Consider the following 13048-nt stretch of genomic DNA (forward strand, 5'->3'; position numbering starts at 1 on the left):
CCGGCTGCCCCACAATGGGTGCCATGCCGATACCCGGGACACCCAGCCGCGCCCAGCTCGTCGACCACCTGGTGAGGACCCGTATCGCGGGGGACGTCGCCACGCCCCGCGAGAACAACCTCTCCCACTACCGCAGGCTGGCCAACGGCGACCGCAACTTCTGGCTCGGTCTGGAGCTGGGCGAGCGCTGGGCGGACGAGCAGGACGTGCTCGCGGTGATGGCCGAGCGGGTGGGCGTCAACGACGACCCGGAGTACCGGTACGGCCAGGACACCATCGACCCCGAGCTGACCGTGGACGCGCTCGACCGGCTCGCGGCACGGCTGCGCAAGGCGGCCGGGGGGCGCGAGCGGGTGCTGTTCGCGACCGGGCACCCGGGCGGCCTGCTGGATGTGCACCGCGCCACGGCCGCCGCGCTGCGCGCCGCCGGCTGCGAGATCGTCGTCATCCCGGACGGGCTGCAGACGGAGGAGGGGTACGTCATGCAGTTCGCGGACGTGGCCGTCCTGGAACACGGCGCGACGCTGTGGCACACCCACTCCGGGGCGCCGATGCGGGCCGTCCTCACAGGACTTGAGCACGCCGGGCGCCCCCTGCCCGACCTGGTGGTCGCCGACCACGGCTGGGCCGGGTACGCGGCGCAGCACGGCCTGGACTCGGTGGGATACGCCGACTGCAACGACCCCGCGCTGTTCCTCGCCGAGTCGGAGGGCACCCTCCAGGTGGCGGTGCCGCTGGACGACCACGTGGTCAGCCCGCGCTTCTACGACCCCATGACCGCGTATCTGCTGGCCGAGGCCGGGCTGGACCAGTAACCCGGACCGGACCGGAACACAGGGATGTGCGGCCCCGTGAGCGGGACCGCACATCGTGTTGCGTCGGAACGCGGCTCAGCGGCCGTGGCCACCACCATGTCCGCCGTGTCCACCGTGACCGCCGTGGCCGCCGTGGCCGCCGTGGCCACCGTGACCGCCGTGGCCACCGTGACCGCCGTGGTCACCGTGACCGCCGTGGTCTCCACGTCCGCCGTGGTCGTAACCGCCGTGGTCGTAGCCACCGTGGTCGTAACCGCCGTGGTCGTAGCCACCGCAGTCGTTGTTCCACCAGTCGTCGTCACAGCCCCTGCTGTAGGAGCCGCGGTCGTGGTGGTCGTACGTCGTCGCCGAGGCGGTGCCCGCGGCGCCGAGGGCGGCTCCACCGGCCAGCATCATGCCGGCGGCGGACAGCGCGAAGAGACGCCTCGTGCGTTGTGCTCGCATAGGGGTTACCTTCCGTTCCATCGTCTCTCGCGTCTCCCGGGCGGGAGTACGCGAGGCGGATGGCCGCCACCGCACACACAGAAGACCTCGGTGCGGCGCGGTCTTCGGATGTCAACCGCTGGAATCGCGTGCGGCACGCGGACACGGCCGACGCCTGCGGTCCGTCCGGACGCTGGCGCGCCGTCAGGTACCGCGGCTGAGGTCAGGGGTGGTGTCCCGGAACCTCGTCGGCCGCGCATGCCGTGCACTCGCGGCTTTCACTCACTGAGCCTAGTACCGCACCCGTCACTTGGCACCTCAGGAGACCGATGCCGCAACAGGGCTAGCGCGGGACGCGGACCACGCCCTCCTGGATGACCGTGATGGCGAGCCGCCCGTCCTGGGTGTATATGCGGGCCTGACCGAGGCCGCGACCGCCGTGCGCGGAGGGCGACTCCTGGTCGTACAGCAGCCATTCGTCGGCGCGGAACGGGCGGTGGAACCACATCGCGTGGTCCAGGGAGGCGCCCACCACGTCGCCGACCGCCCAGCCGCCGCGGCCGTGCGCGAGCAGCACGGAGTCGAGCAGGGTCATGTCGGAGACATAGGTGGCGAGGACGACGTGCAGCAGCGGGTCGTCGTCCAGCTTGCCGTTGGTGCGGAACCACACCTGGCTGTGCGGCTCGCGCGGCTCCCCGTAGCGGCCGTACGGCGGCTCGTCCACGTACCTGAGGTCGACCGCCTCGCGCGCCTCCAGGAACCGTTCCACCACGTCGGGCGCGAGATGGCCGTAGCCGCGCAGCCGCTCCTGGGAGGTGGGCAGCGTCGCCGGGTCGGGCGCGGCCGGCATCGGCGCCTGGTGTTCGAGCCCCTCCTCGTACGTCTGGAAGGACGCCGAGAGGTGGAAGATCGGCTTGCCGTGCTGGACGGCGACCACGCGGCGGGTGGTGAAGGACCGGCCGTCGCGGATGCGGTCGACGGTGTAGACGATGGGCGCGCCGGGGTCGCCGGGGCGCAGGAAGTACGCGTGCAGGGAGTGGGCGGGCCGGTCCGCGGGGACCGTGCGCCCGGCGGCGACCAGCGCCTGCGCCGCGACCTGCCCGCCGAAGACGCGGGGCACGACGGCGGAGCGGGACTGGCCGCGGAAGATGTCCTCCTCGATCTGTTCGAGGTCGAGCAGATCGAGGAGTTCCTGGAGTGCCTGACTCATGACGTGTAGTTGTACCCGCCAGTGATTGCGGGGACCTTACAGACCCATGTCCTTGGCGATGATCGTCTTCATGATCTCGCTGGTGCCGCCGTAGATGCGGTTGACGCGGTTGTCCGCGTACAGGCGGGCGATCGGGTACTCGTTCATGTACCCGTAGCCGCCGTGCAGCTGGAGGCAGCGGTCGATGACGCGGTGGGCGACCTCGGTGCAGAACAGCTTGGCGGAGGCGGCCTCGGCGGGGGTCAGCTCGCCGGCGTCCAGGGCCTCGGTGGCGCGGTCGGCGACGGCCTCGGCGGCGTCCACCTCGGCCTGGCAGGCGGCCAGCTCGAACTTGGTGTTCTGGAAGTGCGCGACCGGCTTGCCGAAGACGGTGCGCTCCTGCACGTACTGCTTGGCGAACCGGACGGCGGCCTTGGCCTGCGCGTAGGCGCCGAAGGCGATGCCCCAGCGCTCGGAGGCCAGGTTGTGGCCGAGGTAGTAGAAGCCCTTGTTCTCCTCGCCCAGCAGGTCCTCGACGGGGACCTTGACGTCCACGAAGGCCAGCTCGGCGGTGTCGGAGGTCTTCAGGCCCAGCTTGTCCAGCTTGCGGCCGACGGAGTAGCCCTCGGACTTGGTGTCCACCGCGAACAGGGAGATGCCGTGGCGGCGGTCCTCGGCGGTGGGCGCGGCGGTGCGAGCGCACACGATCACGCGGTCGGCGTGCACGCCACCGGTGATGAAGGTCTTGGCGCCGTTGAGGACGTAGTGCGTGCCGTCCTCGCTGAGCCTGGCGGTGGACTTCATGCCCGCGAGGTCGGAACCGGTGCCCGGCTCCGTCATCGCGATGGCCCACATCTCCTCGCCGGTGACGAACTTCGGCAGGTAACGCTTCTTCTGCTCGTCCGTGGCCAGCATCTTGATGTACGGCAGGGCGAGCAGCACGTGCACGCCGGAGCCGCCGAACTGGACGCCCGCGCGGGCGGTCTCCTCGTAGAGGACGGCCTCGAACTTGTGGCTCTCCAGGCCCGCGCCGCCGAACTCCTCCGGGACGTTGATGCCGAAGATGCCCAGCTCGCCGAGCTTGTAGTAGAAGTCGCGGGGCGCCTGGCCCGCCGCGAACCACTCGTCGTACACCGGTACGACCTCGGCCTCGATGAAGGCGCGCAGGGTCTCCCGGAACGCCTCGTGATCCTCGTTGAACACCGTACGGCGCACGCCGCCCACCTCCACGTACCTCGGCATGCCGGAAAAGTGCATGTCTAAGCGCTTGCTCATGCGAGCGTACCGGCGAGTAGGGAGCCCGTCCAGAGGTGGCCGGAGGTAACGCTCGTCACGCGGGGGCGCGCCCGGTCGGCGACGGGCGGGCGGAAGTGCCGGGCTCGCGCGCCGGACTACGCGGAACCGGCCGCCGCGAACGCCCCCCGCGCCATCCGGTGCAGCAGTGCCGCCGTGGCCCCGCGACCCGGGAGGGTGCCCGCGCGGCCCAGGTGGGGGGTGGAGTTGAGCAGGCCGAAGACCGAGTGGACGGCGGAGCGCGCGGTGGGCTCGGTCAGGGCCGGGTAGACCTCCCGGACCACCTCCACCCACAGCTCCACGTACTGCCGCTGGAGCTGGCGCACCAGCTTGCGGTCGCTGTCGCGCAGCCGGTCCAGCTCACGGTCGTGCAGGGTGATCAGCGGCCGGTCGTCCAGGGCGAAGTCGATGTGGCCCTCGATGAGGGAGTCCAGGACCGCCGAGGGGCGGGCGTCCCCGTCGGCCTCCGCGAGCCGCCGCCTGGCGCCCGTGAGCAGCTGACCGCTGATGCCCACCAGCAGCTCGGCGAGCATCGCGTCCTTGCCCGGGAAGTGCCGGTACAGGCCGGGGCCGCTGATGCCGACCGCCGCTCCTATCTCGTCCACGCCGACGCCGTGGAAGCCGCGCTCGGCGAAGAGGCGGGCGGCCTCCTTGAGGATCTGCTCGCGGCGGGTGGGGGCGTCGGTTCTGGCCATGAGGACGATTCTAGACAGCGAGGTTAGCGGTCGTTAACCTGAAGGAAATGGTTAACGCTCATTAACCGGTTCGAGCACCGGGTGAGGGGACCGCAGGATGCAGGAGGCACCGGAACTCCGGAGCGCGGCAGATCCCGCGTCGGAGGCCTGGCGGGCCAATGAACAGGCCCATCTCGCACTGGTCGAGGAGTTGCGCGGCAAGCTGGCCGCGGCGGCGCTCGGCGGCGGGGAGCGGGCGCGGGCCCGGCACACCGCGCGCGGCAAGCTGCTGCCGAGGGACCGGGTCGACACACTCCTCGACCCCGGCTCGCCCTTCCTGGAGCTGGCCCCCCTCGCGGCCGACGGGCTGTACGACGGGCAGGCGCCGGCCGCCGGAGTGATCGCCGGGATCGGCCGGGTCAGCGGGCGCGAGTGCGTGATCGTCGCGAACGACGCGACCGTCAAGGGCGGCACGTACTACCCGATGACCGTCAAGAAGCACCTGCGCGCCCAGGAGGTGGCCCTCGACAACCGGCTGCCCTGCGTCTACCTGGTCGACTCGGGCGGCGCCTTCCTGCCGATGCAGGACGAGGTGTTCCCGGACCGCGAGCACTTCGGGCGGATCTTCTACAACCAGGCCCGGATGTCCGGCGCGGGCATCCCGCAGATCGCGGCCGTCCTCGGCTCCTGCACGGCGGGCGGCGCGTACGTCCCCGCGATGAGCGACGAGGCGGTGATCGTCCGCAACCAGGGCACCATCTTCCTGGGCGGGCCCCCGCTGGTGAAGGCGGCCACCGGCGAGGTGGTCACCGCGGAGGAGCTGGGCGGCGGCGAGGTCCACTCCCGGATCTCCGGCGTCACCGACCACCTCGCGGAGGACGACGCGCACGCGCTGCGGATCGTCCGCGACATCGTCTCCACCCTGCCGGCCCGGCAGTCGCTGCCCTGGGAGGTCACGCCGGCCGTCGAGCCGAAGGTGGACCCCGCCGGGCTGTACGGCGCGGTACCGGTCGACTCCCGCACCCCCTACGACGTCCGCGAGATCATCGCGCGCGTGGTCGACGGCTCCCGGTTCGCCGAGTTCAAGAGCGAGTACGGCCAGACGCTGATCACCGGCTTCGCGCGCATCCACGGCCACCCGGTCGGCATCGTCGCCAACAACGGCATCCTCTTCTCGGAGTCCGCCCAGAAGGGCGCGCACTTCATCGAACTGTGCGACCAGCGCGGCATCCCGCTGGTGTTCCTCCAGAACATCTCCGGCTTCATGGTCGGCAGGGACTACGAGGCGGGCGGCATCGCCAAGCACGGCGCCAAGATGGTGACCGCGGTGGCCTGCACCCGCGTGCCCAAGCTGACCGTCGTCGTCGGCGGCTCGTACGGCGCGGGCAACTACTCGATGTGCGGCCGGGCCTACTCCCCCCGCTTCCTGTGGATGTGGCCCAACGCCAAGATCTCCGTCATGGGCGGCGAGCAGGCCGCCAGCGTCCTCGCCACGGTCAAGCGCGACCAGCTGGAGGGCCGGGGCGAGACCTGGTCCGCCGAGGACGAGGAGACCTTCAAGGCGCCGATCCGCGCGCAGTACGAGACGCAGGGCAACGCCTACTACGCGACCGCCCGCCTCTGGGACGACGGCGTGATCGACCCGATGGAGACCCGTCAGGTGCTCGGACTCGCCCTGACGGCCTGCGCCAACGCGCCACTGGGAGAGCCCCAGTTCGGCGTCTTCCGGATGTGAGGAGGGGAACCGTGTTCGACACAGTGCTGGTCGCCAACCGCGGCGAGATCGCGGTACGGGTCATCCGTACGCTCCGCCGGCTGGGCGTGCGCTCGGTGGCGGTCTTCTCCGACGCCGACGCGGGCGCGCGGCACGTCCGGGAGGCCGACACGGCGGTCCGGATCGGCCCGGCCCCGGCGGCGGAGAGCTACCTCTCGGTGGAACGGCTGCTGGAGGCCGCCGCCCGTACGGGCGCGCAGGCCGTCCACCCCGGCTACGGCTTCCTCGCCGAGAACGCCGCCTTCGCCCGCGCCTGCGAGGAGGCGGGCCTGGTCTTCATCGGCCCCTCCGCGGACGCCATCGCGCTGATGGGCGACAAGATCCGCGCCAAGGAGACGGTGAAGGCGGCCGGGGTGCCGGTGGTCCCCGGCGGTCGGGACCCCGAACTCGCCGACGCGGCACGCGAGTTGGGCGCTCCCGTGCTGCTCAAGCCGTCGGCCGGCGGTGGCGGCAAGGGCATGCGCCTGGTGCGGGACCTCTCGGTCCTGGACGAGGAGATCGCCGCCGCCCGCCGCGAGGCCCGCGCCTCCTTCGGCGACGACACCCTGCTGGTGGAGCGGTGGATCGACCGCCCCCGGCACATCGAGATCCAGGTGCTGGCCGACGGCCACGGGAACGTGCTGCACCTCGGCGAGCGCGAGTGCTCGCTCCAGCGGCGGCACCAGAAGATCATCGAGGAGGCGCCGAGCGTCCTCCTCGACGAGGCCACGCGCGCGGCGATGGGCGAGGCGGCCGTGCAGGCGGCGCGCTCGTGCGGGTACCGGGGCGCGGGCACGGTGGAGTTCATCGTGCCGGGTGTCGACCCGTCGCAGTACTACTTCATGGAGATGAACACCCGTCTCCAGGTGGAGCACCCCGTCACCGAGCTGGTGACCGGGCTCGACCTGGTCGAGTGGCAGCTGCGGGTGGCCGCCGGTGAGCCGCTGGGCTTCACCCAGGACGACGTGCGGCTGACCGGGCACGCGGTCGAGGCCCGTATCTGCGCCGAGGACCCGGCCCGCGGGTTCCTGCCCTCCGGCGGCACGGTGCTGCTGCTGGACGAGCCGCGGGGCGACGGCGTGCGCACCGACTCCGGGCTCAGCGAGGGCACCGACGTCGGCAGCCTGTACGACCCGATGCTGTCCAAGGTGATCGCGTACGGCCCCGACCGCGCGACCGCGCTGCGGGGGCTCCGGGCGGCCCTGGCCGGGACGGTCACGCTGGGCGTGCAGACCAACGCGGGCTTCCTGCGCCGGCTGCTCGGCCATCCGGCCGTGGTGGCGGGCGAGTTGGACACCGGCCTGGTCGAACGGGTCGTGGACGAACTGGTCCGCACGGACGTGCCGGAGGAGGTGTACGAGGCGGCGGCCGCCGTCCGCGCGCAGGCGCTGAAGCCGTCCGGCGACGGCTGGACCGACCCCTTCTCGGTACCGAACGGCTGGCGGCTCGGCGGCACCCCGAAGCCGCTCGCCTTCCACCTGCGGGTCCAGGAACCGGTGACGTACACCCCGCGCGGCACCGCCACCGTCACCGGCGACACCGTGGCCGTCACCCTCGACGGCGTCCGGCACACCTTCCGCCACGCCGGTGACTGGATCGGCCGGGAGGGCGACGCCTGGCAGGTGCGCGACCACGACCCGGTGGCCGACTCGCTGTCCCATGCGGCGCACGCGGGCGCCGACTCGCTGACCGCGCCGATGCCCGGCACGGTGACCGTGGTCAAGGTCGCCGTCGGGGACGAGGTCGCCGCCGGTCAGAGCCTGCTGGTGGTGGAGGCGATGAAGATGGAGCACGTCATCTCCGCCCCGCACGCGGGCACGGTCGCCGAACTGGACGTGACGCCCGGCTCCACGGTCGCCATGGACCAGGTGCTGGCCGTCATCGCGCCGAAGGAGGAGACGGAGTGAGCACCGAGCGACTGCCCATGGTCGTACCCGCCTCGGGCCTGCCCGACCGGGTGCGGATCTACGAGGTCGGCGCGCGCGACGGGCTGCAGAACGAGAAGGGCGCCGTACCGACCGAGGTGAAGGCGGAGTTCATCCACCGCCTCGCCGACGCGGGCCTCACGACCGTCGAGGCGACGAGCTTCGTGCACCCGAAGTGGGTCCCCCAGCTCGCCGACGCGGAGCAGTTGTTCCCGCGGGTGCGGGACCTGCCCGGGGTCGAACTCCCCGTCCTCGTGCCCAACCAGCGCGGTCTGGACCGGGCGCTGGCCCTCGGCGCCGACCGGATCGCGGTGTTCGCCAGCGCCACCGAGTCCTTCGCCAAGGCCAACCTCAACCGGACGGTGGACGAGTCCCTCGCGGTGTTCGAACCGGTGGTGCGCCAGGCCAAGGACGCGGGCGCGCACGTGCGCGGCTATGTCTCCATGTGCTTCGGCGACCCGTGGGAAGGCGCGGTCCCCCTGCACCAGGTGGCCCGCGTCTGCACCGCCCTGCGGAACATGGGCTGCGACGAACTGAGCCTCGGCGACACGATCGGCGTGGCCACCCCCGGGCACGTCCAGGAACTCCTGAACCTGCTCAACGAGGAGGGCGTGCCGACCGACGAGATCGGCGTGCACTTCCACGACACCTACGGCCAGGCGCTCGCGAACACCCACGCGGCCCTGGAGCACGGCGTGACGACGGTCGACGCGTCCGCCGGCGGGCTCGGCGGCTGCCCGTACGCCAAGTCCGCCACCGGCAACCTCGCCACCGAGGACCTGGTGTGGATGCTGCACGGCCTCGGCATCGAGACCGGCGTCGACCTCGACCGTCTCACCGCCACCAGTGTGTGGATGGCCGCCCATCTGGACCGGCCCAGCCCCTCCCGTACCGTCCGCGCTCTCTCCCACAAGGACCAGTGATCTGCATGGACCACCGCCTCAGCCCCGAGCTGGAGGAACTCCGCCGCACGGTGGAGGAGTTCGCGCACGATGTCGTGGCGCCGAAGATCGGCGACTTCTACGAGCGGCACGAGTTCCCGTACGAGATCGTCCGCGAGATGGGCCGCATGGGCCTGTTCGGGCTGCCGTTCCCGGAGGAGTACGGCGGCATGGGCGGCGACTACCTGGCGCTCGGCATCGCCCTCGAGGAACTGGCCCGGGTGGACTCCTCGGTGGCGATCACCCTGGAGGCCGGTGTCTCGCTCGGCGCGATGCCCATTCACCTGTTCGGTACCGAGGAGCAGAAGCGCGAGTGGCTCCCCCGGCTGTGCTCGGGCGAGATGCTCGGCGGCTTCGGCCTGACCGAGCCGGACTGCGGCTCGGACGCGGGCGGGACCCGTACGACGGCCCGTCTGGACCCGGACACGAACGAATGGGTGATCAACGGCTCGAAGTGCTTCATCACCAACTCCGGTACGGACATCACCGGGTTGGTCACGGTCACCGCGGTCACCGGCCGCAAGCCCGACGGCAGGCCGCTGATCTCCGCGATCATCGTGCCGTCCGGCACCCCGGGCTTCACGGTGGCGGCGCCGTACTCGAAGGTGGGCTGGAACGCCTCCGACACGCGTGAGCTGTCCTTCGTGGACGTCCGCGTCCCGGCCGCCAACCTGGTGGGCCAGGAGGGCCGCGGGTACGCCCAGTTCCTGCGCATCCTGGACGAGGGCCGCATCGCCATCGCCGCCCTCGCGACGGGTCTGGCGCAGGGCTGTGTGGACGAGTCGGTGAAGTACGCCAAGGAACGGCACGCCTTCGGCCGGCCGATCGGCGCCAACCAGGCGATCCAGTTCAAGATCGCCGACATGGAGATGAAGGCGTACACGGCCCGCCTCGCCTGGCGCGACGCCGCCTACCGCCTGGTCGCCGGCGAGCCCTTCAAGAAGGAGGCGGCGATGGCCAAGCTGTACTCCTCCACCATCGCCGTCGACAACGCCCGCGAGGCCACGCAGATCCACGGCGGCTACGGCTTCATGAACGAGTACCCGGTGGCCCGCATGTGGCGCGACTCCAAGATCCTGGAGATCGGCGAGGGCACGAGCGAGGTGCAGCGGATGCTGATCGCACGGGAGCTGGGGCTGGCGGGCTGAGCCCTGCGAACCGCCGGGTGAGGGGGCGCGTCCACCGGGACGTGCCCCCTCACCGCTGTCTCCGGCTCAGCGCGCGGGCCAGAGCAACGCCTGGGCGACCACGACGCGTTCGCCGTCGAAGGTGACGGCCGGGCCCTCGTGGAGTTCGTAGCCGAGGGCCAGGGCTTCGCTGACCCGGTGGCAGAAGGCGGCGTCGTCGGGGCCGGTGAGGACGCGGTAGACGGGGAGGCCGTCGGGGGGTGTGCTCATGGGGCAAGGATTCCAGCCTGGGCCGCCGTCAGGACGAGGAGTCCCACAAGTCCACCCCGGCCGCGACCAGCTCCAGCACCGCGCGCCGCTCGTCGGGGGTCCAGTCGGCGCCCCCGCCCGCGAAGAGCTTCTCGTAGGCGCTGTCGTGCACCGCGCCCTGCCGGGGCAGCCGGTGGGCCGCGCCGAGCCCCCGGGCCAGGTCCTCGAAGAAGTTCCACGCCTCCAGCACGGTCCCCGCGGGGACGCGCCGACGCAGCGGGTCCGCCAGCCAGCGCTGCACACGGACGAGTTCCAGCGTGCCGGCCCCGGAAACGGCCGGCCCCCACCCCCGCCGCCGCGCGTACGCCCGCGCCTGCCGGACCGTCACGAACACCGGCACCCGACAGCGCCCGCCTTCCGCCGCGGTCAGCACCCGATCGGGCTCGTCCCCCCTGCCCCCGGCCCACAGAACCACCCCGCTACGACCCGCCCCCCGCACCCGGTACGCATAGAGCCTGCCGTCGGCACCACTGGTTCCGCCCGCGCCGTCCACCTTCCCGTTCTCCGCCACGCGCCCACCCTCGCACCCCGGCACCCTGGACAGGAAGAAAGGTTAGGCTAACCTAAGATCGCACTTGTCCGGCAGGCGTCGCGCCCCGTTCGAAAGCGGTCCCCCCATGTCCCGTGCCCGTGCCATCCACCTCTCCCGCCGCGGCCTGCTCGCCGCGGGCGGTGCCATAGGACTCGGCGCCGCCCTCGCGGCCTGCGGGGACGGCGAGGGCAGAGCCCAGGGGGCCGGAGGCGGGTCGACCGCGGCGCGGTCGGGGCCCTGGTCGTTCGAGGACGACCGCGGGAAGACCGTGAAGCTCGACAGGGTCCCCGCGAACATCGTCGCCTTCACCGGCGTCGGCGCCGCGCTCCACGACTACGGCATCCGGGTCAAGGGCGTCTTCGGCCCCACGACCACCACGGGCGGCAAGCCCGACGTCCAGGCCGGCGACATGGACGTCAGCGAGGTGACCGTCCTCGGCAACGCCTGGGGGCAGTTCAACGTCGAGAAGTACGCCTCCCTCGCCCCCGACGTGCTGATCACCACGATGTTCGACGACGCCGGAACCCTCTGGTACGTCCCCGAGCAGTCCACGAAGCAGATCGCCGAACTCGCGCCCAGCGTGGGCATCTCCGTGTACGACCGTCAGCTCACCCAGCCGCTCCAGCGGATGTGGGACCTGGCCGCGTCGCTCGGCGCGGACATGAAGGCGGCCGAGGTCATGGGCGCGAGGAAGCGGTTCGAGGCGGCCGCGGCCCGGCTGCGGGCGGCGGCCAGGGCCAAGCCGCACATCAAGGTGATGGCCGGCAGCGCGAGCGACCAGCTCTTCTACGTCTCCGGCACGGACCTCTCCGTCGACCTCGAGTACTTCAAGGCCCTCGGCGTGAACTTCGTGGAGCCGCCGGAGAGCGCGAAGAAGCGGGGCGGCGGCTGGTACGAGTCGCTGAGCTGGGAGAACGTCGACAAGTATCCGGCCGACATCATCATGATGGACGACCGGTCCTCGGCGATCCAGCCCGCGGACATCACCAAGCCGACGTGGAGGAAGCTCCCCGCGGTCAAGGCGGGGCAGGTCATCCCGCGCTCGCCCGAGCCGATCCTGTCGTACGACAAGTGCGTGCCGCTGCTGACGACGCTCGCGAAGGCGCTGGAGAAGGCGGAGAAGGTCGGCTAGGCGCCCCTTCGGACACTCCGACCGCTTCCCCCAGGAGCCCCCATGACCACGGCCGCCGTCGCCCCCTTCACCTTCTTCGCCCTGCGGGTCGTGCGCACGAAAAGGCTCGGGCCGTCCCTCGTGCGCGTCACCTTCGGCGGGAGCGATCTGCGCGACTTCCGCTCCGACGGGCGCGACCAGTCGCTCTCCCTGTTCCTGCCGCACCCCGGGCAGCGGGAGCCCGTCGTGCCGCTCGGCCTCGGGGACGGCTGGTGGCGGGAGTGGCGCGAACTGCCGGACGGCGTAAGGGCCGTCATGCGGTCGTACACCCTGCGGGAGCTGCGGCGCGAGCCGGACGAGATCGACATCGACTTCGCCCTGCACGGGGCCGGGCCCGGCGCCGCCACTCCCGCCGGGCCCGCCTCCCGGTGGGCCGCGCGGGCCGTTCCCGGCGACCGGGTGCTCGTGCTCGGGCCCGTGCTCGCCGACAACCGGGCCATCAGGTTCCGGCCCCCCGAGGACACCGACCTCGTGGTGCTGTGGGGCGACGAGACCGCCGTACCCGCCGCGACCGCGATCCTCGAATCCCTTCCGGCGGACACCCGCGTCCGCGCCTGGCTCCAGGTGCCGCACGCCGGTGACGTCCAGGACGTGCGCACGGACGCCGACGCGGAGATCACCTGGCTGGTGCGCGGGCAGGGCGACCCCGCTCCCCTCGACGCCGTACGGGCCGCCCGGCTTCCCGGCGCCGCCGGCCCCTACGTCTGGCTCGCCGGCGAGTCCGGCCAGGTGAAGGCGCTGCGGCGGCACTTCGTCCGGGAGCGCGGGATCGATCGGCGCCGGGTGGCCTTCGTCGGGTACTGGCGGCGGGGACTGACCGAGGAACAGCTCCGGGCGACCGGCGAGTAGGCGCCCCTCCCCCCGAAAGCCCCACCCCCGCGGACGTGCGCCTCGAT

13 protein-coding genes are annotated in these 13048 nt (G+C 72.1%); 7 read left to right on the top strand and 6 right to left on the bottom strand.

The window, feature by feature from the left end:
• Window positions 1–23 precede the first annotated feature (23 nt).
• The gene (locus QSK45_RS27035; protein WP_285561350.1) at window positions 24–815 is read left to right on the top strand and encodes a phosphatase; all 792 of its coding nucleotides are present in this window, start codon (window positions 24–26) and stop codon (window positions 813–815) included.
• A gap of 75 nt (window positions 816–890) precedes the next feature.
• On the opposite strand, the gene QSK45_RS27040 is transcribed toward QSK45_RS27035, so the two are convergent.
• The 4 genes from QSK45_RS27040 to QSK45_RS27055 all read right to left on the bottom strand — a co-directional run bounded on the left by QSK45_RS27040 (window position 891) and on the right by QSK45_RS27055 (window position 4415).
• Entirely contained in the window at window positions 891–1259 is a 369-nt protein-coding gene (locus QSK45_RS27040) for a hypothetical protein (RefSeq protein WP_285561352.1), read from the bottom strand.
• 322 nt (window positions 1260–1581) lie between these two features.
• Entirely contained in the window at window positions 1582–2448 is an 867-nt protein-coding gene (tesB, locus tag QSK45_RS27045; protein ID WP_285561354.1) for an acyl-CoA thioesterase II, read from the bottom strand.
• A 36-nt stretch (window positions 2449–2484) separates the two neighbouring features.
• A complete protein-coding gene (locus QSK45_RS27050) occupies window positions 2485–3642 on the bottom strand; it encodes an acyl-CoA dehydrogenase family protein (protein WP_285561505.1) in 1158 nt (385 codons plus the stop codon).
• Window positions 3643–3818: 176 nt separating this feature from the next.
• Window positions 3819–4415, bottom strand: coding sequence for an SACE_7040 family transcriptional regulator (locus QSK45_RS27055; RefSeq protein WP_285561356.1), 597 nt, complete (start codon window positions 4413–4415; stop codon window positions 3819–3821).
• A gap of 97 nt (window positions 4416–4512) precedes the next feature.
• Between QSK45_RS27055 and QSK45_RS27060 the strand changes: the two genes are divergently transcribed.
• From QSK45_RS27060 to QSK45_RS27075, 4 genes are read left to right on the top strand one after another with little or no spacing between them, the layout of a single operon-like run.
• Window positions 4513–6129, top strand: a complete 1617-nt coding sequence (locus QSK45_RS27060; protein WP_285561357.1) for a carboxyl transferase domain-containing protein — start codon at window positions 4513–4515, stop codon at window positions 6127–6129.
• Window positions 6130–6140: 11 nt separating this feature from the next.
• Complete coding sequence (locus tag QSK45_RS27065) at window positions 6141–8054, top strand: ATP-binding protein (RefSeq protein WP_285561360.1); 1914 nt, start codon at window positions 6141–6143, stop codon at window positions 8052–8054.
• Window positions 8055–8071: 17 nt separating this feature from the next.
• Complete coding sequence (locus QSK45_RS27070; protein ID WP_412827854.1) at window positions 8072–8995, top strand: hydroxymethylglutaryl-CoA lyase; 924 nt, start codon at window positions 8072–8074, stop codon at window positions 8993–8995.
• A gap of 5 nt (window positions 8996–9000) precedes the next feature.
• A complete protein-coding gene (locus QSK45_RS27075) occupies window positions 9001–10161 on the top strand; it encodes an acyl-CoA dehydrogenase family protein (RefSeq protein WP_285561364.1) in 1161 nt (386 codons plus the stop codon).
• A 66-nt stretch (window positions 10162–10227) separates the two neighbouring features.
• On the opposite strand, the gene QSK45_RS27080 is transcribed toward QSK45_RS27075, so the two are convergent.
• On the bottom strand, window positions 10228–10410 hold the full coding sequence (locus QSK45_RS27080) for a DUF1737 domain-containing protein (RefSeq protein WP_285561366.1): 183 nt from the start codon (window positions 10408–10410) through the stop codon (window positions 10228–10230).
• Window positions 10411–10438: 28 nt separating this feature from the next.
• Window positions 10439–10960, bottom strand: coding sequence for a hypothetical protein (locus QSK45_RS27085; protein WP_285561368.1), 522 nt, complete (start codon window positions 10958–10960; stop codon window positions 10439–10441).
• Window positions 10961–11066: 106 nt separating this feature from the next.
• Here QSK45_RS27085 and QSK45_RS27090 point away from each other — a divergent pair, with 106 nt between their 5' ends.
• Both QSK45_RS27090 and QSK45_RS27095 read left to right on the top strand, forming a co-directional pair.
• Window positions 11067–12113, top strand: a complete 1047-nt coding sequence (locus tag QSK45_RS27090) for an ABC transporter substrate-binding protein (protein WP_285561370.1) — start codon at window positions 11067–11069, stop codon at window positions 12111–12113.
• A gap of 42 nt (window positions 12114–12155) precedes the next feature.
• Window positions 12156–13001, top strand: a complete 846-nt coding sequence (locus QSK45_RS27095; RefSeq protein WP_285561373.1) for a siderophore-interacting protein — start codon at window positions 12156–12158, stop codon at window positions 12999–13001.
• Window positions 13002–13048: the final 47 nt, after the last annotated feature.

Origin of the sequence: Streptomyces hygroscopicus subsp. hygroscopicus, from assembly GCF_030269125.1 — a bacterium.
GTDB lineage: Bacteria > Actinomycetota > Actinomycetes > Streptomycetales > Streptomycetaceae > Streptomyces > Streptomyces hygroscopicus_C.

Coding starts and splice junctions, on each gene's coding strand:
- QSK45_RS27035 (WP_285561350.1), top strand. CDS start 24: ATGCCGATACCCGGGACACCCAGCCGCGCCCAGCTCGTCGACCACCTG.
- QSK45_RS27040 (WP_285561352.1), bottom strand. CDS start 1,259: ATGCGAGCACAACGCACGAGGCGTCTCTTCGCGCTGTCCGCCGCCGGC.
- tesB (WP_285561354.1), bottom strand. CDS start 2,448: ATGAGTCAGGCACTCCAGGAACTCCTCGATCTGCTCGACCTCGAACAG.
- QSK45_RS27055 (WP_285561356.1), bottom strand. CDS start 4,415: ATGGCCAGAACCGACGCCCCCACCCGCCGCGAGCAGATCCTCAAGGAG.
- QSK45_RS27060 (WP_285561357.1), top strand. CDS start 4,513: ATGCAGGAGGCACCGGAACTCCGGAGCGCGGCAGATCCCGCGTCGGAG.
- QSK45_RS27070 (WP_412827854.1), top strand. CDS start 8,072: ATGGTCGTACCCGCCTCGGGCCTGCCCGACCGGGTGCGGATCTACGAG.
- QSK45_RS27075 (WP_285561364.1), top strand. CDS start 9,001: ATGGACCACCGCCTCAGCCCCGAGCTGGAGGAACTCCGCCGCACGGTG.
- QSK45_RS27080 (WP_285561366.1), bottom strand. CDS start 10,410: ATGAGCACACCCCCCGACGGCCTCCCCGTCTACCGCGTCCTCACCGGC.
- QSK45_RS27090 (WP_285561370.1), top strand. CDS start 11,067: ATGTCCCGTGCCCGTGCCATCCACCTCTCCCGCCGCGGCCTGCTCGCC.
- QSK45_RS27095 (WP_285561373.1), top strand. CDS start 12,156: ATGACCACGGCCGCCGTCGCCCCCTTCACCTTCTTCGCCCTGCGGGTC.